Origin of the sequence: Phenylobacterium sp. SCN 70-31 (assembly GCF_001724605.1) — a bacterium.
In the GTDB taxonomy this organism is placed as follows: domain Bacteria; phylum Pseudomonadota; class Alphaproteobacteria; order Caulobacterales; family Caulobacteraceae; genus Phenylobacterium.
Genome location: NZ_MEEX01000006.1, coordinates 49,799 through 75,839, shown reverse-complemented (window position 1 = coordinate 75,839; position 26,041 = coordinate 49,799). Strand labels below are relative to the sequence as shown.

General features: G+C 68.8%; 22 protein-coding genes and 1 tRNA gene. 11 read left to right on the top strand and 12 right to left on the bottom strand.

What is annotated here, in order from left to right; translation table 11 throughout:
* Positions 1 to 18 precede the first annotated feature (18 nt).
* From ABS78_RS05685 to ABS78_RS05665, 5 genes are all read left to right on the top strand, one after another.
* Complete coding sequence (locus tag ABS78_RS05685; protein ID WP_293375932.1) at positions 19 to 156, top strand: entericidin A/B family lipoprotein; 138 nt, start codon at positions 19 to 21, stop codon at positions 154 to 156.
* A 92-nt stretch (positions 157 to 248) separates the two neighbouring features.
* Positions 249 to 644, top strand: a complete 396-nt coding sequence (locus ABS78_RS05680) for a DUF983 domain-containing protein (protein ID WP_293375930.1) — start codon at positions 249 to 251, stop codon at positions 642 to 644.
* A 77-nt stretch (positions 645 to 721) separates the two neighbouring features.
* Positions 722 to 880 carry a DUF3309 family protein gene (locus ABS78_RS05675; RefSeq protein ID WP_293375928.1) on the top strand — a complete coding sequence of 53 codons (159 nt, stop codon included), beginning with the start codon at positions 722 to 724 and terminating at the stop codon, positions 878 to 880.
* Between the two features lie 60 nt (positions 881 to 940).
* Complete coding sequence (locus ABS78_RS05670) at positions 941 to 2,275, top strand: MFS transporter (protein ID WP_293375926.1); 1,335 nt, start codon at positions 941 to 943, stop codon at positions 2,273 to 2,275.
* A gap of 4 nt (positions 2,276 to 2,279) precedes the next feature.
* The gene (locus ABS78_RS05665; RefSeq protein ID WP_293375924.1) at positions 2,280 to 2,999 is read left to right on the top strand and encodes a DUF599 family protein; all 720 of its coding nucleotides are present in this window, start codon (positions 2,280 to 2,282) and stop codon (positions 2,997 to 2,999) included.
* On the opposite strand, the gene ABS78_RS05660 is transcribed toward ABS78_RS05665, so the two are convergent.
* Both ABS78_RS05660 and msrA read right to left on the bottom strand, forming a co-directional pair.
* Positions 2,965 to 3,303, bottom strand: a complete 339-nt coding sequence (locus ABS78_RS05660; RefSeq protein ID WP_293375922.1) for an MmcQ/YjbR family DNA-binding protein — start codon at positions 3,301 to 3,303, stop codon at positions 2,965 to 2,967. The genes ABS78_RS05665 and ABS78_RS05660 overlap by 35 nt on opposite strands.
* Positions 3,304 to 3,325: 22 nt before the next feature.
* Entirely contained in the window at positions 3,326 to 3,979 is a 654-nt protein-coding gene (gene msrA, locus ABS78_RS05655; protein WP_293375920.1) for a peptide-methionine (S)-S-oxide reductase MsrA, read from the bottom strand.
* Between the two features lie 202 nt (positions 3,980 to 4,181).
* Here msrA and ABS78_RS05650 point away from each other — a divergent pair.
* Both ABS78_RS05650 and ABS78_RS05645 read left to right on the top strand, forming a co-directional pair.
* Positions 4,182 to 4,271: transfer RNA gene (locus ABS78_RS05650), tRNA-Ser, on the top strand.
* Between the two features lie 841 nt (positions 4,272 to 5,112).
* Positions 5,113 to 5,580, top strand: a complete 468-nt coding sequence (locus ABS78_RS05645) for a hypothetical protein (protein ID WP_293375918.1) — start codon at positions 5,113 to 5,115, stop codon at positions 5,578 to 5,580.
* 628 nt (positions 5,581 to 6,208) lie between these two features.
* Here ABS78_RS05645 and ABS78_RS05640 read toward each other — a convergent pair.
* The 4 genes from ABS78_RS05640 to ABS78_RS05625 form a co-directional block, all read right to left on the bottom strand.
* Positions 6,209 to 7,651: an MmgE/PrpD family protein gene (locus ABS78_RS05640; protein WP_293375916.1), complete on the bottom strand. Its 1,443-nt coding sequence runs from the start codon at positions 7,649 to 7,651 to the stop codon at positions 6,209 to 6,211.
* A 121-nt stretch (positions 7,652 to 7,772) separates the two neighbouring features.
* Entirely contained in the window at positions 7,773 to 10,700 is a 2,928-nt protein-coding gene (locus ABS78_RS05635; protein WP_293375914.1) for a TonB-dependent receptor, read from the bottom strand.
* Positions 10,701 to 10,802: 102 nt separating this feature from the next.
* Positions 10,803 to 12,212: an AMP-binding protein gene (locus ABS78_RS05630; protein WP_293375912.1), complete on the bottom strand. Its 1,410-nt coding sequence runs from the start codon at positions 12,210 to 12,212 to the stop codon at positions 10,803 to 10,805.
* 11 nt (positions 12,213 to 12,223) lie between these two features.
* Positions 12,224 to 13,630 carry an MFS transporter gene (locus ABS78_RS05625; protein WP_293375910.1) on the bottom strand — a complete coding sequence of 469 codons (1,407 nt, stop codon included), beginning with the start codon at positions 13,628 to 13,630 and terminating at the stop codon, positions 12,224 to 12,226.
* Between the two features lie 225 nt (positions 13,631 to 13,855).
* Here ABS78_RS05625 and ABS78_RS05620 point away from each other — a divergent pair, with 225 nt between their 5' ends.
* A complete protein-coding gene (locus ABS78_RS05620) occupies positions 13,856 to 14,599 on the top strand; it encodes an IclR family transcriptional regulator (RefSeq protein ID WP_293375908.1) in 744 nt (247 codons plus the stop codon).
* Here ABS78_RS05620 and ABS78_RS05615 read toward each other — a convergent pair.
* The 5 genes from ABS78_RS05615 to ABS78_RS05595 all read right to left on the bottom strand — a co-directional run bounded on the left by ABS78_RS05615 (position 14,596) and on the right by ABS78_RS05595 (position 21,749).
* On the bottom strand, positions 14,596 to 15,861 hold the full coding sequence (locus ABS78_RS05615; RefSeq protein ID WP_293375906.1) for a malonyl-CoA decarboxylase family protein: 1,266 nt from the start codon (positions 15,859 to 15,861) through the stop codon (positions 14,596 to 14,598). The genes ABS78_RS05620 and ABS78_RS05615 overlap by 4 nt on opposite strands.
* Positions 15,858 to 16,994 (bottom strand): serine hydrolase, encoded by a 1,137-nt coding sequence (locus ABS78_RS05610; protein ID WP_293375904.1) that lies wholly within the window; start codon positions 16,992 to 16,994, stop codon positions 15,858 to 15,860. Before ABS78_RS05610 ends, ABS78_RS05615 begins: the two co-directional genes overlap by 4 nt.
* Positions 16,991 to 18,406, bottom strand: coding sequence for a serine hydrolase (locus ABS78_RS05605; RefSeq protein WP_293375902.1), 1,416 nt, complete (start codon positions 18,404 to 18,406; stop codon positions 16,991 to 16,993). The genes ABS78_RS05610 and ABS78_RS05605 overlap by 4 nt, the downstream gene beginning before the upstream one ends.
* A gap of 10 nt (positions 18,407 to 18,416) precedes the next feature.
* The gene (locus ABS78_RS05600) at positions 18,417 to 20,018 is read right to left on the bottom strand and encodes a carboxylesterase family protein (protein ID WP_293375900.1); all 1,602 of its coding nucleotides are present in this window, start codon (positions 20,016 to 20,018) and stop codon (positions 18,417 to 18,419) included.
* 243 nt (positions 20,019 to 20,261) lie between these two features.
* Positions 20,262 to 21,749, bottom strand: a complete 1,488-nt coding sequence (locus tag ABS78_RS05595; RefSeq protein WP_293375898.1) for a leucyl aminopeptidase — start codon at positions 21,747 to 21,749, stop codon at positions 20,262 to 20,264.
* Positions 21,750 to 22,025: 276 nt separating this feature from the next.
* On the opposite strand from ABS78_RS05595, the gene ABS78_RS05590 reads away from it, so the two are divergent.
* On the top strand, positions 22,026 to 23,075 hold the full coding sequence (locus ABS78_RS05590) for a putative sulfate exporter family transporter (RefSeq protein WP_293375896.1): 1,050 nt from the start codon (positions 22,026 to 22,028) through the stop codon (positions 23,073 to 23,075).
* 3 nt (positions 23,076 to 23,078) lie between these two features.
* On the opposite strand, the gene ABS78_RS05585 is transcribed toward ABS78_RS05590, so the two are convergent.
* The gene (locus ABS78_RS05585) at positions 23,079 to 24,119 is read right to left on the bottom strand and encodes an ABC transporter substrate-binding protein (protein ID WP_293375894.1); all 1,041 of its coding nucleotides are present in this window, start codon (positions 24,117 to 24,119) and stop codon (positions 23,079 to 23,081) included.
* Positions 24,120 to 24,184: 65 nt separating this feature from the next.
* On the opposite strand from ABS78_RS05585, the gene ABS78_RS05580 reads away from it, so the two are divergent.
* Positions 24,185 to 25,306, top strand: coding sequence for a hypothetical protein (locus tag ABS78_RS05580; RefSeq protein WP_293375892.1), 1,122 nt, complete (start codon positions 24,185 to 24,187; stop codon positions 25,304 to 25,306).
* A complete protein-coding gene (gene hutC / locus ABS78_RS05575) occupies positions 25,303 to 26,037 on the top strand; it encodes a histidine utilization repressor (RefSeq protein ID WP_293375890.1) in 735 nt (244 codons plus the stop codon). The genes ABS78_RS05580 and hutC overlap by 4 nt, the downstream gene beginning before the upstream one ends.
* Positions 26,038 to 26,041: the final 4 nt, after the last annotated feature.

Below are 26,041 nucleotides of genomic sequence, written 5' to 3'. Positions count from 1 at the left end.
ACCCCGAAGGAGCCTTCCATGCGCAAGCTGATCGTCCTGACCGCCGCGGCCGCCGCCCTCCTGGTCGCCGGCTGCAACACCGTCTCGGGCCTCGGCAAGGACGCCCAGGCCGCGGGCCGCGCCGTCACCGGCGCCGCGGAGGACGCCAAGCGCTGATCTCCGACCTGCGACGCCGCGCCGCCGTCGGCGGAAGCTCGAAGGACGTCCAGAGGCCTTCCCAGACGGTCCAAGGCCGGTCATATGGGCGCATGGCCGAAATCGCCTATCCGCTGTTCCGCTCGATCGGGCGGGGTCTGCGCCAGCGCTGTCCCTGCTGCGGGGACGGTCGCCTCTTCGGCCGATACCTGAAGGTCGAGCCCGCTTGCGCGGTCTGCGCCCATACGCTGCAGAAGTATCCGGCCGACGACGGGCCGGCCTATCTGACGATCCTACTCGTCGGCCACCTGATCGTGGCTCCCCTGCTCATCTTCCCGATCGTGTGGGAGGCGCCGCCCTACTATTCCCTGCCGATCATTCTCGGCGCGCTCACGGGGATCACCCTGGTCGCCCTCCCGCGCATCAAGGGACTGTGGATCGGCCTGATGTATTCGCTCCAGGTCACCGACAAGGACCAGAAGCTGCACACCGCCGACGCGGCGGACTGACAACCTCTCCGCGATTCCGGAACCCGGCTTGGCCGCAAGCGTTCGCTACGCCGGTCGGGGAACGGAAGGAGAGCCGCATGTCCCTGGGGACCATCCTCATCATCATCCTGATCCTGCTTCTGATCGGCGCCTTGCCGAGCTGGGGCTATTCGCGGGGCTGGGGCTATTTCCCGAGCGGCGGCCTCGGCCTGGTCCTGGTGATCATCATCATACTTGTGCTCCTGGGCCGGCTTTGACCTAGCCCTCCGGCCGCCGGGCCCCTAGCATCGGGCGAAACGGGGACGGGGGATCACTGCATGACCGCGACGGAGACCGGGGCCGAGGCCCAGATCCCGCCCGGCGCGGTCGCCCCCGGCCTCACCGCCGGCCAGCGCATCAAGGCGATCCTGGGCGGATCGGCCGGCAATCTGGTCGAATGGTACGACTGGTTCGTCTACTCGGCGTTCGCAGTCTATTTTTCGAGCCACTTCTTCCCGGGCGGCGACGATCTGGCCGGGCTGCTCAAGACGATGGCCGTATTCGCCGTGGGCTTCTTCGCCCGGCCGCTGGGGGCGTGGCTGATGGGCCTCTACGCCGACCGGGCGGGCCGCAAGACGGCGCTGACGGCCGCGGTCACGCTGATGTGCGGCGGCTCCCTGATCATCGCGATCCTGCCCGGGTACGACTCCATCGGCGTCGCGGCCCCCATCCTCCTGGTGGTCGCCCGCATCCTCCAGGGCCTGTCGGTCGGCGGCGAGTACGGCGCCAGCGCCACGTATCTCTCCGAGATGGCGGGCCGCCGCCGCCGCGGCTTCTGGTCGAGCTTCCAGTTCGTCACCATGATCATGGGCCAGCTCCTGGCCGTGGGCCTGCTGGCGCTGCTTCAGCTCACGATGGATCGGGCCGCCCTCGAGGAATGGGGCTGGCGCATCCCCTTCCTCATCGGCTCGGCCATGGCGGTGGTGGTGTTCTGGATCCGCAGCCGGATGGAGGAGAGCCAGTCCTACGAGAACGCCAAGGCCGCCGGCGCCGAGCGCGCCCGGACCGTGATGCTGTTCCTGAATTACCCGAAGCAGACTCTGACCATCTTCGGTTTCACGGCCGGAGGCTCGCTCGCCTTCTACGCCTTCACCACCTACATGCCGAAGTTCCTCACCGGGACCGCCGGCTTCGAGGGCCCCACGGCCACGGCGGTCACCGCCGGAGCGCTGGTGGTCTATCTCTTTGCCCTGCCCTTCTTCGGCTGGCTCAGCGACCACTGGGGCCGCAAGGCGACGCTTTACATCGCCTTCGGCGGCGGGGCGCTGGCGGCCTTCCCGGCGCTGTCGATCCTGGCGGTGAATCAGAACCCCTGGGTGGCCTTCGGCCTAGTCTCGATGATGGTGATCCTGATGTCGGGCTACAACGCCGTCAGCGCCGTGGTGAAGGCCGAGCTGTTCCCCGCCAACGTCCGCGCCCTGGGCGTCGCCCTGCCCTACGGCATGGCCACCGCCACCTTCGGCGGCACCGCCGAGCCCATCGCACTGGCTTTCAAGCACGCCGGGAACGAGAGCGGCTTCTATGTCTACGTGGCCCTTGGCCTCCTGATGGCCTTCCTGATCGTCTTCCTGCTCCCCGACAACCGCAAGCACAGCCTGATCCTCGAGGACTGATCCCATGTCGGCGCCCAACATCGCCGCGCTGGCCTTCTTCCTGTTCGCCTGGGTGTTCTACGAGCCGCTGTTCAAGGCCTTCGCCGGCCGCCGGGGCAGCACGCTCAACACCGACATGACGGTCATCCGCTCGGCGTGGATGACCACCATGACAGGCCGCGACCCCAGGCTGATGGATGGCCAGCTCCTGGGCCACGCGCTCAACTCGGCGTCGTTCTTCGCCTCGTCCAACCTGCTGCTGATCGCGGCTGCGGCCGGGGCCCTGTTCGGCGGGGACGCCACCTTCCGATCGGTCTCGGCGCTGGAGGTGGTGAAGACCTCATCGCGCCTGCTGTTCGAGGTGCAACTCGCCCTGGTGCTCGTCACCCTGTCGCGCGGCCTGCTGGACTTCATCTGGGCCATTCGGCAGCTCAACTACTGCCTGGCCGCCATGGGGGCGACGCCCGATCCCCTGAGCGAGACCGAGCGCGCCACTTTCGGCGTCCTGCTGGGCCGGCTGCTGAACCCGGCGCTGGGGGCGTTCAACTCGGGCGTCCGCGGCTACTATTTCGCCCTGGCCGCCGCCGCGTGGCTGTTCGGGCCGTGGGCGTTCGCGGGCGCCACCGCCGGCGCGACGGCCCTCCTCGTCTGGCGTCAACGCCGGTCGAACGCCGCGCAGGCGATCCAGGATTTCCGGCGGCTGCTGGAATCTAGAGACCCAGCTCCGCCCGCACCGCCCGGGTGAGCCTGGCCGCGATCAGTTCGTGCGCGGTCGAAAGCCAGCCGACCGCGTCGTCCGCCTCCAGACCGTCCAGATTCACCACCACCCAGCCGCCCTTGGCGAAATAGGGCGCCTGGCGGCCCGGGCCGCCGGCGGTGGTCAGCACTTCGAAGCCGATCGGGCTCACCTTGAACGCCAGTCCGTCGCCCAGGCCGCATACGGCGAAGACCTTGCCGCCGACCTTGTAGACATCGGACCCACCCCACTGGACGACCTTGGTCGCCGCCGGCAGCGCCAGGGCGCAGGCCTCGACCTCCTCGCGCGTCATGCCCCCCGACCCCAGGCGCTGCTCAGGCGCCGACGCCCACGCCGATGGGGCAGGAGACCCCCGTGCCACCGACGCCGCAGTACCCGTTGGGGTTCTTGGCCAGGTACTGCTGGTGGTAGTCCTCGGCGAAGTAGAATGGGCCGGCGGGCTGGATCTCGCTTGTGATCCGGCCGAAGCCCCGTTTGGACAGTTCGGCCTGATAGGCGTCGCGTGACGCCACCGCCGCCGCGGCCTGTTCGGCGCTCACCGTGTAGACGCCCGAGCGGTACTGGGTGCCGATGTCATTGCCCTGGCGCATGCCCTGGGTAGGGTCGTGGTTCTCCCAGAACACCTTCAACAGGCCGGCGAAGCTCACCACCTTGGGATCGAACACCACCCGCACCGACTCGGTGTGCCCGGTGAGGCCGGAACAGACCTCTTCGTAGGTGGCGTTCGGCGTCAGCCCCTGCTGATAACCCACGGCCGTCACGTACACGCCAGGGACCTGCCAGAAGATGCGCTCCACCCCCCAGAAGCAGCCCATGGCGAAATAGGCCGTCTCCAGGCCATCGGGATACGGCCCCTTGAGGCGACGGCCGTTCACGAAGTGCGTGTCGGCCGTGGGGATGGCCTGGGCGCGGCCCGGCAGGGCGGTCTCGGGCGTCGGCAGGTCGAGCGACTTTCTGGCGAAGAACATCGGGCGTCTCCGGAATTGCGGTCCCGACACAGATAGTCGCGCCGGTCCCGCGTTTTCAGGGTGGCGATCCTAGAACCTGTCGCGCGCCGAGGAAATCGCCCGATCCGGCGATGACGCAGACCGGCGGCGAACCGCCGCTTGCCCGGCCTGCCCACCTGACGGTATATGCCCGCCTTCCGCCGGGGTCCGCCCCTGCGGGCGTGGAGAGGTGGCCGAGTGGTTGAAGGCGCACGCCTGGAACGCGTGTATAGGTGAAAGCCTATCGAGGGTTCGAATCCCTCTCTCTCCGCCACGCAGTCACCCAAAGTCGTCTCTGCGGCATCCGGCCCGGAGAAAGGCTCGACTTTCCGGGCTTTGACGACACGCATTCCGTCAGCCGCGCCTCTCAAATGGCCCCCAAACATCCCCCGACATCGGGCTCATTCTCCGCGACCTGGAGACCGCGACGGTTTCCCCTGAGAACAGGGAAGATAACAGCGGGGCAAACCATGAAGGACGACTCGGAGGCGCTTCCGAGCCGCGCATGGAAATAGCTCTCAGTAAGAATCAGCCGGCGGCAGCGCGCATCCGCTCAAACCACGCACGCTGATCGGCCCACCCCAGCGGCAGCTCTGCCTTGAGCAATATTCGTGGCTTCAGACACGCGGGCTGCTCGCCATCCAAGTTCCGCCACTGCGGATCGGGAGCCAGGAAGGCCAGGCGGCTGAGCTGGCGCTGGTGGGGGAGTTCAGGCGCCTTGGCCGCTTGGACCGAAGCCTAACCGGTACCCAGCGGTCGTATTCCTCCGCCGGTATGACCTCGCGCGCGCCGCCCATCGAACGGGAAGCTATGCCGCATCGGCTTAGCCGTCACTGAGTCAAGTAAGTTGTCACCCGTTCTCGGGCGAATTTGGCAGAGTTTTAGTACGGTCATGGACTGCGGCTGCGCCGCCAGGGCCGTTTTCCACCAGCCCCGACGTTTCGCAGCGTAGCGCCTAACCCCGTCCACTTCTGGTATGACATGGCCGGCTTCCCCGCGCCGGACGACCATCTGCCGAAGCCGGGGGACGTCATATGAATTTCAGCGCTGCCGGTCTACAGCCCGCGTTGCCTTCTTGTTCTTGCTCTTTAACGGAAGCGCGATAGCATCTTCAGATGAGCCAGCTGATCGACACCTCCTCGTTTCCGACGGGTGAAAATCTCGACTACGAGGGCAAGGAGGAGCTCGACCAGCTGGAAGTGCTGCGAGCCGAGGCTTGGCGCTATCTGCATACATACAGGTGGAACCCGCCCATCGCAGATCTCGTTCTCGCCTTCGGCGTCGCTCCCGTCATCTCGCTCTTCCTTGCCCGGCGTGAACCTGGCGCGAGACCCGAAGACGCCGAGCGCTGGGTCGTGGTCGGCAATCTGCCGTCGATGCACTTCGAAACGGACGACACGCCGACGCCGGCTCTTGCGCTGGAACTGTACTGCGCCATCGCCCAGGATTGGGCCGACAACGTCCTGGCGGGCCGCGATCTCGCGGACAGCTATCCGATTCCGGTCGCTCCCACCCGGGAGCACGCCGAGAATCTTCTTGGCCGCATCGATTTCATCCGCACGAAACTGATCCCGCTCGCATAGCAGGACCCGTCGGAGACGGTTCGTCTCTTGACTGCTTCCACCGCCACGCAGTCACCCAAAGCCGTCTCTGCGGCATCGGGCCCGGAGAAAGGCTCGACTTTCGGGGCTTTGACGACACGCGTTCCGTCACCCGCCCATATGCGGCGCCTCTCAAATGGCCCCCAAACATCCCCGACATCGGGCTCATTCTCCGCGACCTGGAGACCGCGACGGCTTCCCCCTGAGAACGGGGAGATAACAGCGGGGCAAACCATGAGAGACGACTCGGAGACGCCTCCGAGCCGTGCATGGAAATAGCTCTCAGTAAGAATCAGCCGGCGGCAGCGCGCATCCGCTCAAACCACGCACGCCGATCGGCCCACGCCAGCGGCAGCTCTGCCTTGAGCAACATTCGTAGCTTCAGACACGCGGGTTGCTCGCCATCCAAGTTCGCCACTGCGGATCGCGAGCCAGGAAGGCCAGGCGGCTGAGCTTGGCGCTGGTTGGGGAGTTCATGCAACTGTTGTCGCCACGCATTGCGGGCCTCTCTTCTTGATGAGTCCCGCCGGCGGCGAAGTGGCCACCCCCCTCACCGCTGCCGACGACGCCTCTCGACCGGCCTGCGAGGGCCGGTCGATCCGACGGCGGGTCAGCGGGAGATCAGAGCGATCAGGCTGGAAACCTCGGTCGCGGCCTCCAGGTCGCGCACCGCCGCGACGATCGCTTCGGCCTTCCCACGTCCGAGAGGCCGGGAGAGAAGTTCGAGGGCCTTGGCCTCGACCTCGCCCCGGCTCATGGGATGCGAAGGGAACCCGACCACATAGGGCACGAAAATCTCGAGCGTCCGTCCCGAGGCGTGGCGGACGCTCACCCGGGCCGACTCGCGGCGGGCCTCTCCGGGCGCATGCTCCTGCTCGGGATCGTGGACGACCTCGACACGCTCCATCAGCGCCCGGACCGCGGCGTCGCCGTGCATGCGTTCGAGCGACTGGGCCCCCACGAAGTCGAGTTCGCCGTCCAGCAGGATGATGGCCATCAGATAGCGCAGATTCAGGGCCGGCATCTCGGCGTCGCGGAACGCCTCCCAGCGGCCCGGCATCTCGATGCGAATGCGCTCGACGTCGGCGACATCCACCTCCGGGAGCAGTTCGAGGATCCCCTGGACCGCCGGCTGGGTCGGCCCGCCGACCGGGAAGCGCTTGTAGGCCGTCAGCGGCAGTTCGGAGCGGACGCCCAGATCCTCTATGAGATAGTTGCGGTCGGCGTCGGACCCCGGTCCGGTGAAGGTCGCCGATCCCATCCAGCCCGCCGGATGATCGAGAGCCTTGCGGACGCCGCGGAAGCCGGCCTCGGTGAACAGCGCCGCCTGCAGGCCGGCCCTGGCTCCCAGACCGGCGAAGACGAAGGACTTCTCGATGTGCTCGACGTCGAGGAGCCACTGATAGCACCCCGAGGCCTGCTGGACGCAGTACGAGAGCAGGTCGCCGATCCGGTCTTCGGGCAGCCGCATCATGGATGCGGCCGCGGCGGCCACGCCGAACACCGGTCCAATGCCGTGATTGGCGATGTTGAAGCGCCGGAGGTTGTCGATTCCCAGCGCCCTTGGAATGCGTCCGGCCAGTTCGTAGCCGGTCACCACCGCGCGCACCACCGCGTCGCCGCCGCCGCCGCGGAGCTCCGCGAGCGCCAAGGCGGCGCTGACGATCGAAGGTCCGGGCTGCACGAACGACGAGGGGATGAAATCGTTGATCTCGGCCCCGTGCCCCGCCATCGCGCTGGCGAAGACCGCATCGATCAGCGCGGCCTTCTCGCTCGTGCCGAGGATGGTGACGGCGTTGCGGCGGGCGTCGCCGCTCTGCTCCAGCGCAAAGGTCCGGGCCAGGACGGACGGTTCCAGATCGCGGCAGGCGACGATCGAGGCCAGGGTGTCGAGGATGTGTCGCTTGGCGAGATCCCTGAACTCCGAGGAGATCTCCGCCTCCGGACTGCCCGAGATGAACCGCGCCACAGGTTCCGTGACGGATGGCGTCAGCCACACTCCCCCCGCCGCCCCATCATCCTCGATCGGCCCCACACCTGACTGGACGCGCATCTGAACTCCATCGGCGTCGCCGCCACGATCGGTTGAACTGAAAGCTGGACCAGGACGCACCCCCAGCGCCCTGGTCCGTGAGTATCCCCGGGAGGAGCGGGGTGACCTCGTCGGAAGCGGGCTAGAAGGACTTCTTCAGGCCCACGTAGTACCGGCGCTGGAGGAGGTCGTAGAGGCCGAGGTCGGTGCTCCCGTTCCCCGTCCAGACCGGCGGCTGGGTGTCGAAGACGTTGAGGACCCCGGCGCGGAACTGGGTCTTTTCGTCATACGACCAGGTGGCGACGAGGTCCGCATAGCTTCGGGTCTTCACACCGGGCTGGCTGGGCGTGGGCGAACCGACATCGGCCGAATGGGTCATGGAATCGAACCACCGGTAGCGGCCGGTCAGCGAAAGCGGGCCATACTCCCAGGTCAGCGACGCCGACACCTTCCATTCCGGGAACGCGATGGCGCCCGGATCGATCTGGCTGTTCCCGATCGTTCCCGCGAAGTTGAGGAACGGGGAGTCCACGGTGTTCTGGATCTTGTACTTGTCGAGATAGGAAACGATGAGATTGAAGCTCAGCGCCCCCACGTCACCGACGCCGAGATCCGCCAGTTCACCGCGCCAGTCCAGTTGCAGGTCCACGCCGGCGACCTCGTAGGAAGCCAGGTTGAGGGTGGGCTGGCGCTGGGTCTCGATGCCGCCGTCCACGCGCCGATCCGTGAGCTGGCAGAAGAAGTTGTTGACGTCGAAGTTCGGGTTTGAGCTTCCGTCGGTGTTGAAGCAACGCTGCACGCCGACCTGCGCCGTGATCACGCCGACCGCATCCTCGACCTGGATATTGTAGTAGTCGAGCGACACTTGGAGGCGTCTCAGCCAGGGGCTGTCGAACGTGCTCTGCCACACCACGCCCGCGGTGTAGGTGTCGGCCGTCTCCTCGCGGAGGTTGGTGTTGCCGGCCGCAACGCCGCTGACCGAGCTGCCCCCGAAGCGCAGGAGGTCGATGACGACATCCGGCACGCCTTGGGCGAGGCAGAGCTGGCGCACGCGGGCGTGGTCCGGGTTGCGGGCGGGATCGCGCCAGCGCGAGTTGGAGGCGCAGGGATCACCGCCGCCCACGCTCGTCGAGCCAAGGCCGGCGGAGGCGCGCTCGGGAGGTGCGTACAGTTCGCCCAGGCTGGGCGCGCGGATCGCCCGCTGATAGCTGCCGCGCAACCGGACGCTGTCGATCACGCCCCAGTCGAGGCTGCCCTTGTAGGTGTGGACCGCTCCCACCGAACTGTAGTCCGAGAAGCGGTAGGCGACGTCGGCGTTCAGGTGCCGGATGAAAGGCTGATCGCGGATCAGCGGGACGAACACCTCGCCGAACAGCTCATAGACTTCGTAGGCGCCGCCGGCCCGGCCCGTCGGCTGGTTGGGCCACACGGTCTGGCGCACCCGCTGCTCGTCGGGCTGATAGTCGTAGGTGGACCGGCGGTAGGTGCCGCCCACCGCGAAGCGCAGTTCGCCGGCGGGCAGGTCGAACAGTCCGCCCTGCATCGTGCCTTCGACGACCTGCTGCTCGAACTGCGTGCGCTCCTGCAGGACCCGGTTCAGATAGTCGAAGCACTTCGGGTCGGTGTCCGAGAGCGATTCCGGCAGGAAGGGGTTGAACCCGCCCGCGCAGACGCTGGCGCCGCCGTCGGGCGCATTGACCAGCGATTGCCAGGCCTCGACGTTGATGAAGCCCGACGTCACCTCCGACGCGTCCGTGCTGCCGTACGAGGCGTAGACGTCCCATCGCCAGTCGCGGATCGGCCCCCGGCCTGTCAGGCCGACCAGGAACTCGTCGATCGAGTACTTGAAGTCGTAGATCGTGCGTCCGACGCGGCCGGTGTTGTAGGTGAAGAACATCGGTGCGGTCGGATTGGGCCGGGACGCCATGATCGTGCGCAGTTCCTGCGGCACGAACGGGTTGGTCACCGGGATCAACCCACGCGGTTCGGAGGCCCCGGCGGACCAGCCCTGGCGGCTGTATTGCGCCCCGTACTGCATGTGATTGAACTGGATATACGCTTCGACGCTCTCGGTGAGTTCGTAGCGACCGCGAACGAAGGCGGTCCAGCGTTCGAGGGGCTGTTGCAGGGGATAGGTGGCGCCCTGCGGGAAGCCCAGCCGGCCCTCGTCGAAAATGTAGGGCTGGCCTTCGGGGAACCGGTTGTTGAGGATCGGAGACTGGGTGGTCAGGATCGTGCCGTCGAGGTTCACGGCGAACGGCGCATTGCGGGCCGGAGGCGTCGCGGATCCATAGATCCCCTGGAACACGCCGTTGAGGGCGGCCTGGGTCGGGAGGTTTGTGGCGTCGGACACGATCGCGCCGCCCTGGAGCGCGCCGGCGACGCCCGAGCGTTCGAAGAACGACCGCGTGCCGCGGAAGACCGCGCCGCGGTCGTAGTACGACATCGAGGCCATGATGTGCCCGCGGCCGTCCGAGATCGGACCGCCGAGGCTGAGGGCGAGGTTCACCGCCTCGGCGTCGCCACGCTCGGTCACGCCATACTGGGCGTCCAGTTCGACGCCCGTGAAGTTGCGCTTCAGACGGAAATTGACCACGCCGGCGATCGCGTCCGAGCCATAGACGGCGGACGCCCCGCCCGTGATGACCTCGACGTTCTCGACCAGCGAGGTGGAGATGGAGTTCAGGTCGATCGCGCCCAGCGCGTCCGACGGCTGCATCCGGCGACCGTCGAGCAGGATCAGCGTCCGCTGGATGCCGAGGCCCCGGAGGTTGGCGTTGTTCCGCCCCTGGCGGGCGGGGCTGCTGCTGGAGTTGGCGTTGGTCGCCGAGAACTGGGGCATCTGGTTGAACGTGGCCTCCAGCGTCTGGGGCCCCGCAAGTTCGACCGCCTCGGCGGTGAGGCTCACGATCGGGCTCTCCGCCGTGTAGTCGGCGCGGGCGATCCGCGACCCGGTCACCACGACCTCCGCCACCTCGCCCTCACCGCCCGACGACTGCGCCACCGCGGCCGGACCGAAGCCCAGCATCAGCGCCATGGCGGAAGCACCGCACCAGATCGTCGCTCGCATCATTCAGCCTCCCCAAATTTAGTTCTATTATATGGAACTTATTTTTGATATAATGCACATAGTCTTCGGAGTCGCAAGCGCATCCGAAAACGCCGCGCCGGATCAGTCGTAGAGGTCGGAGAACGTCGTCCGCAGAAGGGCCTTCTGGACCTTGCCCATCGCGTTGCGGGGGAGCGTGTCCACGAACACCACCCGCTTTGGCGTCTTGTAAGGAGCCAGGCTGCGGCGCGCGGCGGCGATGATCTCCACCTCATCCCCGTCACCGCAGACGATGGCGGTCACGGCCTCCCCGAAGTCCTTGTGGGGTAGGCCGACCACGGCGGATTCGGCGACGCCGGGCAGGCTGTCGATCACGCGCTCGATCTCGGGCGGATAGACGTTCAGCCCGCCGGTGATGATGAGATCCTTCTCCCGACCCGACAGCCACAGGCGGCCGTCCCCGTCGAGGCGACCCACGTCGCCGGTGATGAAGAAGCCGTCGGCCGTGAACGCATCGGCCGTCTTTCCGGGCTGGTCCCAATAGCCGACGAAGACGCTGTCGCCGCGCACCTCGACCGGCCCCACGTCTCCCCCGCCGGCGATCCGGAGCTGCAGGCCGTCCAGGGGAAACCCGACGCTGCCGGCGAGCCTGTCGCCCTCCAGCGGATTGGAGGCGATCACCAGCGCCTCGCTCATCCCGTACCGCTCCAGGATCCGCTGGCCGGTCCGGGCCTCGAACGCCTCGAAGACCGAGGGGGGCAACGGCGCCGAGCCGGACACGAAGAGCCGCACGTCCGCCGCCACGTCTCGGGTGAACTCGGGCCTCGCCAGCAGGCGCACGTAGAAGGTCGGCACGCCCATGAGCACCGTGGCGCGCCGCAGGCCGGCAAGCACCTCGGCCTCGTCGAACCGCGGGAGCCAGAGCATCGGAGACCCGCTCAGAAGGGCGCAGTGGAGGGCGATGAACAGCCCGTGCACGTGGAAGACGGGCAGCGCGTGCAGCAGCACGTCCGACGCCGAGAACCCCCACGCCGCCCGCAGCGCCTCCGCGTTCGCCCGCAGGCCGCCGTGGGTCAGGATCGCGCCCTTCGGTCGGCCCGTCGTGCCGGAGGTGTAGATGATCGAGGCGGCGTGCGTCGGAGAGCAGGCCCAGGTGGACGCGTCGCCGACCCCCCCGGCGCCCCGGCCAGCGGCGCCGGCGACGAAAGCCTCCGCGTCGCGGACGACCACGCTCGGGCGGCAGTCTCCGAGGAAGTAGTCCAGTTCGCTCGGCGTGTAGGCCGGGTTCAGCGGGACGAAGACGCCGCCGATCTTCAGCGTAGCCAGATAGACGGCCACGACCTCCCAGCTCTTCTCGCAGACCAGAACGACACGGTCGCCGGGCCTCACCCCCTCCGCGCGCAACCGTCCGGCCGCGCCGTCCACCGCGGCGGAGAGGTCGCCGTAGGTGATCTCCGACCCGTCCGGCAGGGCGAAGCAGGTCCGTCCGGGCGCGAAGCCCGCGCGGAGGTCGTCGTGGAAGTTCCCCGTCATCGGCCCGGCGCTCAGTCGCCGTCTTCCTGCTGAAGGCGGGCGTTGAACTCCGCCTTCCCGGTATCCAGGGTGCTCGCCTCGATCGCGGCGCGGCGATCCAGTTCTTCCTTGAGGAAGCAGCCGGCCCGCCAGAAGAAGTACGCCGGCACCACATACAGGAACGACGATCCCATCAGGACCAGGCGCACGCTCTCCTTGTCACCCACGTAGGGCTTCAGGAGATCGGAGGCGAAACCGAACGAGAGCGCGCCCAAACCGGTCCCCAGCAGCGTCGTGACGAACAGCATGCTGGCCGTCGCCGTGGCCCGGACACGGCGGCTGACGAGCCCCTGAACCGAGGCGAAGGTGCCGCCGTAATACAGATCGTCGAACAGGTCCGGCAGGATCAGCAGGGCGATCGCCAGCACCCAGTTGTGGGTGTACCAGGCGAAGAACAGGAACGGGATGTTGCAGAGCAGGCCGATCGTCTGCGGCGTCATGTAGTGGCGGGGATTCTTCTGGCCCCACCGATCGGCCAGCACCCCACCGATCCAGGTGCCGAGCGACCCACCGATGCCGCCGATCACCCCCAGCCAAAGACCGGCCTGGGTGGTGGAGAGTTCGTGGTTGCGGAGGAAGTGGATCATTCCCCAGACGCTGCCGCCCGCGCCCAGCAGTGCGGCGGTGGCGACCGCGAGGATGATGTTCACGAAGGCCTTCGAGCCGCGGATCTCGGCGATGACCTCGCGCAACGGAACCTTCGGCTCGGCGCGGCTCAACTCCGCTGTCCGCATCCTGCGCGGGTCCCGCAGAAGGAGCCACATGAGAAGGGCCACGAGAACGCCCGGCACCCCCACAATGAAGAAGGCCGCGCGCCACCCGTACAGATCGTTCAACACCCCGCCGATGGATTTGCCCAGGAACGCGCCGATCGGCGAGCCGAGCCCGAAGATCGCCAGCGCCATCGCGAGCTTCGCCTTGGGCACGGTGTCGGCGATGAGCGAGTGCGCCGGCGGCACGCAGCCCGCCTCGCCCGTGGCCACGCCGATCCGCGCCAGCACCAGGTGCCAGAACGTCTGGGCCGTACCGCAGAGCGCGGTCATGCCGGACCAGAACGCCAGGCAGACGCTGATCAGGTGCACCCGGTTGGTGCGCAGATTGTCGGCGATACGGCCAAGCGGAATGCTGACCGAATTGTAGAAGATCGCGAAGAACAGGCCCGTCACCAGGCCGAGCTGGGTGTCTGAAAGGCCCAGGTCCCGCTTTATCGGTTCGGCGAGGACGTTGATGATCTGCCGGTCGAGCACATTCAGAATCAGGACGAGCACCAGCACGCCCACCAGAAGCCGCTGGTAGCCTGGTGAGAAGCCTGCTCCGGCAGCGGAGTCTGTGGCGGACGCAGGCGGCTCCGACGTGTTCGCTGCGGTTTTGATACTCAAGCTTCCCCTCCCTGAACGCACGCGCCGCTGGCCCGCAGGTCCTCTTCTTTCCCCGAACATCCTCAAACGGCGCAAATTCGTCAACACAGTTCATAATTACAAACTTATGTTCCATTATTTGGACCATTCGAACCGTCTGGCCCAGGGCGACAGCCCGGAAAATTCCAGCTTGCGGATCGTTCCATATAATGGAATGACGTCCAGAGACGGGAAGGCGAACTGCGCATGGATACGACGGTTGCAAAGGGCTTGGCGGTGCTCGCCCACCTGGCGCGCGCGGAGGCTCCGTTGCGACTTTCCCAGGTGGCCCAGGATCTGGACCTCCAGAAGAGCAATACGCATCGCCTGCTCTCGACGCTCTCCGAACTCGGCTATGTACGGAAGGAGCCCGAGACCGGGCGATACGCGCCAACCCTCAAGATCTGGGAGCTGGGGGCCTGCGTCATCAGCGCCCACCCCGCGAAGCGCGCCGCTGCGCCATACCTGCAAGAGCTGCACAGGATCACCGGCGAGACCACGACGCTGAGCCTCCTCGACGGACATCAGGTGCTGGTCCTCGACAAGATCGTGGCGCCCCGGACGCTGCGCTTCACGTCCCGGCCCGGATCGCGGGTCCCGGCTGCGCTCAACGCGTCGGGCCTCGCCATGCTGGCCCAGGAGACCACCCCGGAACCCCTGATCCGCATGGCGCTCGCCGAAAGCCCGCACGGCCGGGATCTCGCCGCGGAAGACATTCTCGCCGAGCTGGAGGTCGTTCGCGGCCGCGGCTACGCCCTGATGCTCAAGTCCAAGTATACGCCGGGCGTCGTCGGCGTCGCCGCCTCCCTGCCCACGCGCGACGGGCATGCGCGCGCCGCCCTGAGCGCCTCGGGTCCGGCCGAACGGTTCACCGGAGCCCACCTCGACGAGATCATCGAAGCGGTCAGGGTCATCGCCGCGCGCGTGGCGAACGCCACGGGGCCCATCTAAAGCGCTCCCCGCCGGGCGAAGGCGCGGACCCGCCGGGCCCCCGCCACCGCGCCATCCCGATCGAGCCTCGCACGGTTCCGCTCCAGGGCCCCCAGGTCGTAGAGGTAGTTGACCATCGCGCCGAAAGACTGGCGCTGCGCCTTCGCCGAGGGATCGGCGCCTGGATGGATGTCGTGGACGCAGGCCCCGTTCCCCAGGTGGAAGCGCCCTACCGGGTCCAGCACCTGTCCTGCCCCCGACTTCGCCGTGAGCAGATACGTCGCCGCCAGCCTGCGCAGCTGATCGGCCGGGGGCGGATCGACGTCCAGCACCGCGCGCGCCGCGGCGCCTAGCACCGGGTCGTCGGCCCGCGACTCGACCCACGCCCTCAGGCCTGGCATCGGGGAGAGCGTCACGAAGGTGCGAAGAGACGGCAGTTCGGCCCGCAGGAGCTCCACCACCTGCTTGATCAGCGACGATCCGAACGGGATGCCGCGAAGACCGTCCTGACAGTTCGAGATCGAATAGAAGACCGCCGTCTGGGCCTGGCCGGGCGGGCAGACGCGACGCACCGGCGAAAGCAGGCTCTCAATGGATCGCGGCGTTCCCGTGGTCAGCGCCACCTCGACGAAGATCAGGGGCTCGTCCGGCATGCCCGAATGAAAGAAGGCGTAACAACGCCGATCCTGGGGTTCCAGGCGCCGCCGCAACTCGTCCCAGTCACCGATCTCGTGCACCGCCTCATAAGCGATGATCTTGCGCAGGAGGCTCGCCGGCGACGACCAGTCGATCCGCTCGAGCCGGAGAAAGCCTGCATTGAACCAGGACGACAGCAGGTGAGCCAGGTCCGCATCCAGAGTGTCCGCATCGTCGATCTCGCGCCGCCAGCGCCCCAGGTCCGTCCGCAACCGCACGAGGCGGGTCGTTCCGTCGCGCGCCAGGTTGAGGTTGCGGAAGAGCTGCTGGCGGCGGGGCTCGGAAGCCGCATGAAGTTCGGCCAGGGCCGCAGGGTCCGGGCGCCGGCCAAACCCGGCGACGGCGCGCTCCAGGCGCACAGGGTCCGGGGCGAGGCGCACGGCCAATCCCGAGAGGAACGCCCGGCGCTCGGTCTCGGGAGCCGCTTCGTAGCCGGAGAGTATCTGCTCGGCGAGGGCGGGCGCGAAGCCCGGCGGCGACCGCGCAAGGTCTTCCGACATCGTCAGCAGCCGATCTGCGGACAGGGGATCCCGGCGCCGGATGGCGGCACGCAGAAGGTCGCGCCCGGCCTCGACCATCGCGATCATGGCGCGTCCCGCCGGCATGGCGCGAGGCCCAGCGCCGGCCCCAGCGCTTCCCAGATCCGGGCGTCCAGACGCGCCGCCGGCCCGCCGGCGCCGCCTTGCGGATCGGCGAACCCCATCGTCGCCACCACGAGCTTCGCCTCGGGAACCACGAACACGTACTGACCGAACGCCCCGGACGCATTGAACATGCCGCAAGGCGCCTGCGGCAGCCGCCCGGTGGTGTTCAGCCACCACAGGAAGCCGTAGTCGGGATTGCGCGCCGAGGGCGTGACCGATTCCCGGACATAGTCGGCGTCGACCAGTTGGCGGCCGCCCCAGCGGCCGCCGTTGAGCCAGAGCTGGCCCAGGCGGGCCATGTCGCGCACCGAGAGCTCGATGGACCCGCCTATGCGGACGTTGCCCCGGGGGTCCACCCCCTCGGCCTGATAGTTCATGTTCTCGACGCCGAGCGGGGTCAGCAGACCCTCGGTCACGAACCGGAGGCTGGACCGTCCCGACGCCGCCGCCACGACGTCGGAAAGATGGTCGGCCGGCACGCCGTCGTAGTGGAACATCGCGCCCGGGGGGATCGTTCGCCCGTACCCGGCGGGTCGACCGGGCTCGGGTTCGGACAGGCGCACGTAGTCCGAGACAGCGGTCTGGGCGGGACGGGATTCGTCGAGCCGCAGGGGACGCCGAGAGCTGGGCTTGGCCACCAGGGTCCCGCCGGACGACATGGTCAGCAGGTGCCGGATGGTCGTGTCGGGGTGCAATCCGGATGTCGCGGGCGGATGATGCCTGGCCACCGGATCGTCCACCGAAACCAGGCCCTGCTGGACCGCTACGCCGACCATCGCCGATCCCCAGGACTTGCCGGACGAGAAGCTCACGTTGCGGTGCGCGGGATCGGCGCGGTGATAGGGACCGCTCCAGTATCGCTCCATGACGATCACGCCGTCCTTGACGATCACCAGCCCCTGGCGGCCGCCGATCCTGCCGATCTGCTCGGCGGCGGCCGCCAGCTTCGCGCCGTCCAGCCCGTGCGCCTCGGGCGAGTCCGACGCCCAGGGTCCGGCGCCGGGGCCTTCGGACGCCTGGCCGGGGCTGGCCACGGCCAGCAACGCGGCGCAGGCGAACCCCGCGACGCCCCTCATCGCCGCGCCTCCGACGGGGCCACCGCGCCCAGCACGTCGCGCGAGAAGCCGGCGATGTCGAACGGCGCCGCCGTGGTGTCGAATCCCCGCCGCACGATGACGACATCGGCGCCGGGGACGACCACGACGTACTGCCCTCGGGCTCCGGCGGCGGCGTAGGTTCCCTCCGGGAGGCCGTGGCGGGGTCCGAACAGCCAGAACTGGGCGCCGTAGCCCCGGCCGTCGGCCCGCGTGGGCTGCGCCGGCGCGGGCGTGGCGACGTAGCGGGCCCAGCCCTCCGGCAGCACGCGTTCCCCTTTCCACATCCCGTCCTGCTGATAGAGCAGCCCGAAGCGGGCGAAATCGCGGGCGGTGGACCAGAGCTGACCCGACATCAGGAAGTCGCCCTTCCAGTCCGTCTCGGGCGTCGTCCGGGTCATGCCGATGCGCCAGAACAGCTTCTGGAACGGATAGGCGAGAAAGCGCGCGTCGTCGTTCATGGCGACGCGAACCGACCGCAGCGCCAGGATCGTGTCGGACCCGGCGTAGACGAACCGCGCCCCCGGCCGGGAATCCATGAGGTTGAGCAGCGACCGCTCGGCGGCCGGGGCGCCGCTCCGGTAGAGTTCCTGCTGCGGGCTGCCGCCGGCCTCGGTGTAGAGGCCGCTCCCCATGTGGAGCAGGTTCTGGACTGTGATGGCGCCGCGCGGGTCGCCCGGCGTGCGCCATTCCGGGAACGGCGCCGGCGCCTTGACGTCCACCAGCCCCTCACCGGCGGCGATGCCGACCAGGGTGGCGGCCATGCTCTTCGCGGCCGAGTTCGTCCGCTGCGGCGTGTGCATGTCGTAGCCGCGGTCGTACTGCTCGGCCACGATCTTCCCGCCCTTGAGAACGATCACCCCCCAGCTCACGCCGGCATACCCCTCGGGCCGGAAGGCGCGCGACACCACCGCGTCGAGCCGCGCCGCCTGCGCCCGCGGAAGCTTCGCCGTCGCCCGCGCGTCGCCCTGCGGCCACGGCTGGGCGTCGAGGTCCGGCGCCGTGAGGCCTGCGGGCAGGCGGGGAACCGGAAACCCGTCGGCCTCCAGCGTTCCGACCGGCAGCAGCACGCAACCCAGAAGCGGACGCCAGACCGCGATCCTCGGCGGCATGTCGGGCGCGTGGCGAATCTCGACCCGCTTCAGGTCGTCCCGGATCACCACGTCCTGCGGCGTGAAGCGGTCGCGGGCCGTCACGTTGCCGAAGATGTCGGCCTCCAGCCGCTCGGCCGAGAGATCCGCGGTGAAGCGGCCCGTGCAGTGATAGAGCGCCCGCAGGCCTGCGGACTGAGCGCGGCCGTGACGTTCGGTGGTCGGGGGATCGGCGGACTGGGCCGCGGCGGTGGCGGGCGCGAGCAACAGGCCCGCCAGCAGGAGGTTGCGCAACAACGACATCACAGGCTCCTCAGAGGTCGCGCCGGTGGATCGTGCGGCCGACCTGCTGCGAGGGATAGGGCTCCATCGCCAGCCGCTCGTCACGATGGGGATCGGCGACCACGCGGCTCTCGGCGTCGAACAGCATGGTGGACCGGACGGTCGCATCGAAAGCCGGCCAGGGCAGCGAGGCCGTGCTGGGATTCCCGGTATGGGCGAAGGTCGCCCAGGCCTTCGACATGGCGCCCGCCACGGCGCGGGCGTCGGCGGAGGGCGGCCCGACCATCGAAGGCGCCCGGTCGGGATTGTTGAAGACGAGCGGCACGCAGAGACTGTGCGGCGTGAAGCGACGGCCGCCCTCGACGGGCGTCCGGAACATCAGCCGGTACGTCCACACCGGCGCCCGCCCCAGCGCGGCCTTGCGCTCGGCCTGCAACGTGGCGTCGCGCACGTAGCCGCGCGCCGAAGCGATCAGGAAGAACAGCTCTGACGGCGTCGCCCGCGGGTTCGAGGCCCGGAAGGTCGACATCACCCCCTCGGCGTCGCCGCCGGCGAGATAGGGCGTCAGCCGAACGCGAAGCTCGGCGTCGGACAGGGCATGGATCGCCGGCTCGGATCCCAGCTGACTCGACAGCTCGGTCCGGGTGGTTCCGATGATCATGGGGACGTCCGCCGAAATCGCCGGAGCCGCCGGATCGAACGGGTGGCCGTGGAACGTCCGACCGTCCGCCACCGGTGAGAACCGGTAGTTCATCTCGGAGATCACCTCCCGCTGCGCGGCGTACACCTGTTCCCACGGCAGGGCCTGGAGACGCCGCGCGTCGCGCTCGCCGAGCCCCAGCCGGTGCAGGAGGCGCGCGGTAAGCGCCTCGGCCTGGGCCGGGACCTGGATGCGCAGGGTGGAGCCGCTCTGGACCACCGCGCGATGGAACACCCCCTTGGCGTCTTCGCCCGCCATGCACAGGCTGACCTTTCTTCCCCCGCCCGACTGGCCGAAGATCAGGACGCGCCCGGGGTCGCCGCCGAAGCGTTCCGCGTTCTCGCGCACCCAGCGCAGCGCGGCGAACACGTCCAGCATGCCGACATTGCCCGATCGGGCGAAATCCCCGTCGGCCGCCGAGAGACTGCAATGTCCGAAGACGTTCAGGCGGTGGTTGATGGTGACCACAACCACGTCCTCGCCCCTCGCCAGAGCGGCGCCGTCGTACCAGGGGCTCGAGCCCGACCCGTTCTCGAAACCTCCGCCATGGAACCAGACCATGACGGGACGGCGCGCCTGGCTCGACAGTGAGGCGGTCCAGATGTTGAGCCGCAGGCAGTCCTCTCCCGGCAACGGATCAGGCGCCGTGGAGGCGTAGATGCCGGTGCGGACGCGTACCGCCTGCGGCGCGATCGGACCATACTCGAAGGCGTCCACGACTCCCGCCTCGGGGACGACCCGTCCGGGCGGCATGAAACGGCCCGCCCCGGCGGTCGAGGCGCCATAGCGCAGTCCGCGGAAGACGAAGACGCCCCCTTCGCGACGGCCGCGGAACCGACCGCTGCTGGTCGAAATGACGGCTTCCGCCCCGGCGTGGCACGGCGTGGCCAGACCTGCCCCACCCAGGCCGATAAGGAACGCGCGACGATCCATGCATCTCCCCAGAATGTTCTGTTATTTGGAACTATAGTCCATTATTGGGTCCATAATCTCCGCCAGGCACATCTCCGTCAATAGCGTTGGGAGGCTTGTCGGCTCCGTCGCAGCAAGGCTGCGAAAGCCCTGGCTTCGCGCCAAGGTCACGCCGTGGCGACGCCACGGACACGTCGAGCGCGCGGCCGCCCGGGATGGCGGGCTGGACGGAGGATCAGGTGGGATTGGAGATAGGAGGCGTCGTCAGGGCTCGAAGCTTTGGCGCACCAACTCGTCCAGGAGACGCACCCCGAACGCGTTCACCCCCGGCCCCGACGCCAGCCCCGGCGCCCGCGTATCCCAGACCGGCGCGGAGATGTCCAAATGGGCCCAGGGACCGTCGCCGGCGAACCGACGAAGGAAACGGGCGGCGATGCTCGCCCCGCCTTGCCGCCCGATACCCAGGGCCACGTTCCGGACGTCGGCCCACGGCGTCTCGATGTGCCGATCGTAGCTCTCGGGCATCGGCAACCGCCACAGGGGCTCACCGCAGCTTCGCCCCGCCGAGAGCAGGGCGTCCGCCAACTCGTCGTCCTCGCAGAAGAGGCCGCCGTAATCCTGGCCCAGCGCGACCATCACCGCGCCCGTCAAGGTGGCGAGATCGATCATCGCCCGGGGCTTGAAGCGCGTGCGGGCGTACCAGAGCGCATCCGCCAGGACCAGCCGTCCCTCCGCGTCGGTGTCCACCACTTCGATCGTCTGCCCCGACATCGAACGCACGACATCGCCCGGACGCTGAGACGCGCCGTCGACCATGTTCTCGGCCAGCGCCAGGACCGCCACGACATTGGCGCGGGCGCGGCGACGCGCCAGGGCCACCATCGCGCCGGCGATCGCGCCCGCGCCGCCCATGTCCCACTTCATCTCCTCGAGACCGGCGGCGGGTTTGATCGAAACGCCCCCGGTGTCGAACGTCACCCCCTTGCCGATCAGCGCAAGGGGCGCCGCCTCGGGATCGTCGGCCCCGGCCCAGCGCATCACCGCCAGGCGGGTTCCCGCGGCGCTCCCGGCGCCCACGCCGATCAGAGCGTCCATCCCCAACGACCGCAGCTCGTCTTCGGCGAGCACCTCCACGGACAATCCTGGGGACTCCAGCGACAGAAGGCGGTCCCCGAACTCGACGGGCCCGAGTACGTTGGCGGGCTCGGAGATCAGGTCCCGCGCGAAGAAAACGCCCTCGCGAAGCGCATCCAGCGGGGCGAAGGCGGACCGGACGGCCGCCACATCCTCGAACACGGTTTCAACGCGCGCCAGGGACGCGGATTTCGCGGCGTCCAGAACCGTCCGGTGCCGCTCGAAGCGGTAGCCCGCAAGCGCTGCGCCGAAGGCGGCTAAGGCCGCCCACGCTGGATCGCCGCGGGGGAAGTCCAGGATCAGCCGGCGCGCGCCGAACGCCTCGGCGGCGCGCAGCGCCTCCGCCCCGGCCCGCTCCGCCGCGCGCTGGTTCCAGTCCGATTCACGCCCTGCGCCGATCAGGATGACGGCGGCCCCGGCCGCGGCGGAACACGCCGGCAAGGTCAATGCGCCCCGCACGCCGGTGAACCGGCCGCCCAGCGCCTGCCGCAGCAGCCCCGAGCCCGCATCCAGCGCCTCGGCCTGGGGGGACAGCACGCCCCCTTCGAAGACGACCACCGCCAAGGCGTCACCCGGCCCCGTCGGCGGCCCCGCCGCGCTCAAGAACTCGACGTCCAACCCGTGTCTCCTGCATCCGGCCGCCACGATATCCGCGCGGCACGCCAAGCGTCGCGGCCAAACCGGGGCCGCCGTGCGGAATCTCCTTCCGTAGGCCTCCTCCGGCGCTGCGCAAAGGTGCAGCGACAGGGCATCGCGACCGACTCCGCCCATAATGTCTAGACATTATCAGACAACCAGTCGAGCATGACGGCTTGACGGGGGACCCATGCCGCGCAGCCGGATCGACCAGACTGATCATCGAACGGAGCCGCGCACGGGTCGGAGCGCCCACGCATGACCCCCGCGACACCGCCGGAGCCGGCGCTGGATGCGGCCGACGGGCGGCTCGGACTGGCGCGCCGCTACGCCCCGGGCGTCGTCCTCACGCTCATCATAACCTGGGCGGCGTTCGGCCTCAGAACCGTCGAGAGCCTTCAGGCGCTGAGTCCGCTCATCCTCGCGATGCTCCTGGGCATGGCCATCCGGAACCTGATCGGCGTGCCCGAACCCGCCCGACCGGGCGTCGTATTCAGTCAGAGACGCCTGATCCGTATGGCTATCGTGCTGCTTGGCCTTCAGTTCACCGTCGGTCAGATCGCGCTGATCGGCCTGCCCGGCCTGGGCGTGGCCGCCGCGGCGCTCGGCGCCACCTTTCTGTTCTCGCTGTGGCTCGGGCGCCTCCTGGGCATCGAGCGCGGCTTCGCCGTCCTGATCGCAGGCGGCGTCTCGGTCTGCGGCGCATCGGCGATCACCGCGTTCAACACCGTCGTCCGCGCCGACGACGAGGACGCCGCCTACGCCGTCGCCGCGATCACCGCCTTCGGCGCCCTGGCGATGTTCGCCTTTCCGCTCACGCCCGCCGTGCTGGATCTCGCCCCCCGGGCCTACGGAATCTGGACGGGCGCCGCCGTGCACGAGATCGCGCAGGTCGCTGGAGCCGGCTTCCAGAACGGGCCGGCCGCGGGCGAGGCGGCGATGGTCACCAAGCTGAGCCGGGTCGTGCTCCTGGCGCCCCTGGTTCTGGTCTTCGCCTGGGCGTCGCGGCGGACCTGGGCGTCGGGCGAGGCCGGGCCGTCGGCCGCCGCCGCTGCCCCGCCGTGGTTCCTCTTCGGCTTCATGGGGATGGTGGCGATCGCCAGCCTGATCCCCCTGCCCCCGCTGGTCGTGAGGACCTCGGCCGAGGTCGTCACCTTCATGATGACCATGGCTCTGGCGGCGATGGGACTCGAGGTGGACATCGCGCGCCTGAAGCGAAAGGGATTCCGTCCGCTGGTCCTGGCCGGCGCGGCGTCGCTGTTCATCGCAGGCCTTTCCCTCGGCCTGATCAAGGCCTGGGGTGTGTGAATGCTAACCCCGCAGCGCGCGGGCGGCGTCCAGCGGTCCGGACGCGATCAGAGCGTCGAAATCGACCGCCGGCGGTATGAAGCCCCCGTCGACGAGATGGTCGTATTTGGCGCGCAGCAGCGCGACCCGGCCGGGGTCGAGGGACACATCCAGCTGACTGTAGATCCGGTCTGAATAGGCCGCCTCGACGAAGTCCTCCGGCAGGCCGGTGTCCACCGCGATGATGCGGCGCATCTCGTCGACGTTCTTGCGCGCCCAGGCGTCGGCGTCGAGCAACCTCGCCAGCCAGCGCGCCACGATGTCGGGGCGTTCGTCCACCAGCGCGCCGCTGGCCGTCAGCACCAGAGGATGCCCATGCCGGGTGTCCCCCTCGCGCTCGGGCGCCGCCAGATCCATGACGGTCGTCAGACCGAGGAAGGCGTCCAGGATCGCCCCCATCGCCGCGTCGCTGTAGAGGACGTCGACCTCTCCCGCCATCAAGGCGCGCACCTCCTCCCGCTGCACGGCGAACTGGCTGCGCGCACCCCACAGGGACTGGCCCGCGCCGTCGCCCGTGGTGGCGTCGTCCGCGTAGGCGCGGCGGATCTCGATCTCGACGAGTTCGACGTCGTCGAACGAAAGCCCGGCCAGGTCCAGCGCGTGCCGGTATCCGGCCAGGACCAGGGCGCGCCACCAGTCGGTGTCGTCGTTCAGCCGCCGCGGCAGGGAGAACCGGCGGCCACGCAGGTCCTGCGGCCCGCGAACGCCGGACTCGGGCAAGGCGTAGAGCGCCGCCGCGCGATCCGGCCAGGCGACGCCCAGCACCTTCAGGTCCGATCCCCGGGATGCGGCCACGAACGGCGGCACATACCCGCCAAACCTGAAGGAGTTGGCCTGGGTATGATTGTAGTGGGACAGGTGCACGTTGCGGTCGTTCGAGGACGCCAGGGACCGCACGTCGATTCCATCCCCGCGGAATTCCTCCGCCAGCCAGCCGTTCCGGATCGCGACGGACGCCGCGGTGGGCGCCGGACAGCGTGTGAACCAGAGGGTGTCGATGGACATCGGGACCTGCCTTGACAACTGTATATACAACTGAACAGACTTGAATATGTCTCGGCAAGCCCTCGATGGATGAAATCTTGGCGATGGACGCTCTCAGCGGTCGACAGACGGCCGCGGCCGAAGGCGCCCGAAACCTGCTGATCGATTGTGCACGGATCCGGCCCGGCGACGAGGTCCTGCTCCTCACGGAGCCCCCCGGCCTCGGGCACTACGACGACGATCTCGGCCCCTATCTCGCCGCCGCCGCAGAAGCGCTCGGCGCAAGAGCCCGCCTCCTGGCCGCGCCGCAGGTGGCCGGACCGGCCGAGACGCCCGCGGACGTGATGGCGGCCATCGGCGCAGCCGACCACGTGATCTTCCTCACGCGCGCCGGAGACCAGCTTCGCTTCCACCCCCTTCCGGGCGTGGGCTCCAAGACCATGTGCTACGCCCTGGACTTCGAGTACCTGGGAGACCGGTTCGCGACGACGCCCTTCGCGCTGATGACCGAGCTGCAGGCCCGGCTGTCGCGCCGGCTCGCGGCCGCCGGCAGCTATCGCATCACCTGTCCGAACGGCACCGACCTGACCGCGAGCATCGTTCCCGAGGACGCCCGCGCGGGGGGAGATTTCACGGTGCGGACCTTCCCGGCGATGATCCTGCCGCCCTTTCCGGCGACGGCGGCCAACGGCGTGCTCGCCGTCAGCCACGCCCTGACCTCGACCTACATCCACGACTATCCCGACAGCGTGATCCCCCTGCCCGAGACCGTCCGACTGACGATCGAGGCCGGCCGGATCGTCGGGATCGACGCCGAGCCTGAGCTCGCCGCCAGGATCGAGCGGCAGCTCACGCGCGTGGCAGGTCTGTTCGGCGGCGAGGCCCTGAGCCTGAACTCCTGGCACTGCGGCCTGAACCCGGCGACCTACTACCCGGCTCCGGCTCTGGCCAATATCGACCGCTGGAGCGGGATCGCCTTCGGAAGCCCTCGCTATACGCACTTTCACATGTGCGGCGACGCGCCGGGCGACGTCTGCGGACAGGTCTTCGACGCCACCATAGAACTGGACGGCGAGATCGTCTGGGACCGGGGCCGGCTCGCGTTTTTCGAAAGCCCGGAGAATCGCACGCTGATCGAGAGCTTCGGACTGGACCCCGCGTCGTTCACCACCCCGCGGCCGCTGGGTTTCGAAGGCGCGCCGTCGTGAGCTCCGCAGCGAAGACGAGATCGCCCCCGCTCTACGAGCAGGTGAAGGAAGACATCCTCTCGCGGATCGCCAGCGGCGAGTGGCCGCGTGGCGCGCGCCTGCCCTCGGAACACGAGCTGGTCGAGCGGTTCGGCATATCGAGGATGACGGTCCATCGCGCCCTGCGGGAACTCTCCGACAAGGGGGTGATCGAGCGCTTCCAGGGCGTGGGCAGTTTCGTGGCCGCGCCAACCCCACGATCCGACCTCGTCTCCATCAGCGACATCAGCGAGGAGATCCACAAGCGCGGGAACAACCACAGGGCTCAAGTGGTCGAGTTGGGCGCCATCCGCACCAACATCGAACTGGCGACCACATTCGAGCTGAACGTCGGCGCGCGGATCTTCCACTCGGTGGTCGTCCACTTCGAGGAGGATTCGGCCATCCAGCTGGAGGAGCGGTTCGTGAACCCCACCTTCGCGCCGCACTACCTGGAGCAGGACTTCACCCAGATGACGCCCGGCCGATATCTGCAGGACGTCGGCGCGGCGACCGAGGTCGAACAGATCCTCTATGCAGCCCTCGCGGACGAACGCGCGCAGACCCTGATGGGGGTCGGGCCCGACGAAGCCTGCCTGCTGCGCATGCGGCGAACCTGGGTGGACGGGGTCGCAGCCACCAAGAGCTTCTTCGTCTACCCCGGATCCCGCTACAGCCTCGGAAGTCGCTACCAGGTGCCGGCCACCAGCTAAAATC

Coding starts and splice junctions, on each gene's coding strand:
- ABS78_RS05685 (WP_293375932.1), top strand. CDS start 19: ATGCGCAAGCTGATCGTCCTGACCGCCGCGGCCGCCGCCCTCCTGGTC.
- ABS78_RS05680 (WP_293375930.1), top strand. CDS start 249: ATGGCCGAAATCGCCTATCCGCTGTTCCGCTCGATCGGGCGGGGTCTG.
- ABS78_RS05675 (WP_293375928.1), top strand. CDS start 722: ATGTCCCTGGGGACCATCCTCATCATCATCCTGATCCTGCTTCTGATC.
- ABS78_RS05670 (WP_293375926.1), top strand. CDS start 941: ATGACCGCGACGGAGACCGGGGCCGAGGCCCAGATCCCGCCCGGCGCG.
- ABS78_RS05665 (WP_293375924.1), top strand. CDS start 2,280: ATGTCGGCGCCCAACATCGCCGCGCTGGCCTTCTTCCTGTTCGCCTGG.
- ABS78_RS05660 (WP_293375922.1), bottom strand. CDS start 3,303: ATGACGCGCGAGGAGGTCGAGGCCTGCGCCCTGGCGCTGCCGGCGGCG.
- msrA (WP_293375920.1), bottom strand. CDS start 3,979: ATGTTCTTCGCCAGAAAGTCGCTCGACCTGCCGACGCCCGAGACCGCC.
- ABS78_RS05645 (WP_293375918.1), top strand. CDS start 5,113: ATGAGCCAGCTGATCGACACCTCCTCGTTTCCGACGGGTGAAAATCTC.
- ABS78_RS05640 (WP_293375916.1), bottom strand. CDS start 7,651: ATGCGCGTCCAGTCAGGTGTGGGGCCGATCGAGGATGATGGGGCGGCG.
- ABS78_RS05635 (WP_293375914.1), bottom strand. CDS start 10,700: ATGCGAGCGACGATCTGGTGCGGTGCTTCCGCCATGGCGCTGATGCTG.
- ABS78_RS05630 (WP_293375912.1), bottom strand. CDS start 12,212: ATGACGGGGAACTTCCACGACGACCTCCGCGCGGGCTTCGCGCCCGGA.
- ABS78_RS05620 (WP_293375908.1), top strand. CDS start 13,856: ATGGATACGACGGTTGCAAAGGGCTTGGCGGTGCTCGCCCACCTGGCG.
- ABS78_RS05615 (WP_293375906.1), bottom strand. CDS start 15,861: ATGATCGCGATGGTCGAGGCCGGGCGCGACCTTCTGCGTGCCGCCATC.
- ABS78_RS05610 (WP_293375904.1), bottom strand. CDS start 16,994: ATGAGGGGCGTCGCGGGGTTCGCCTGCGCCGCGTTGCTGGCCGTGGCC.
- ABS78_RS05605 (WP_293375902.1), bottom strand. CDS start 18,406: ATGTCGTTGTTGCGCAACCTCCTGCTGGCGGGCCTGTTGCTCGCGCCC.
- ABS78_RS05600 (WP_293375900.1), bottom strand. CDS start 20,018: ATGGATCGTCGCGCGTTCCTTATCGGCCTGGGTGGGGCAGGTCTGGCC.
- ABS78_RS05590 (WP_293375896.1), top strand. CDS start 22,026: ATGACCCCCGCGACACCGCCGGAGCCGGCGCTGGATGCGGCCGACGGG.
- ABS78_RS05585 (WP_293375894.1), bottom strand. CDS start 24,119: ATGTCCATCGACACCCTCTGGTTCACACGCTGTCCGGCGCCCACCGCG.
- ABS78_RS05580 (WP_293375892.1), top strand. CDS start 24,185: ATGGATGAAATCTTGGCGATGGACGCTCTCAGCGGTCGACAGACGGCC.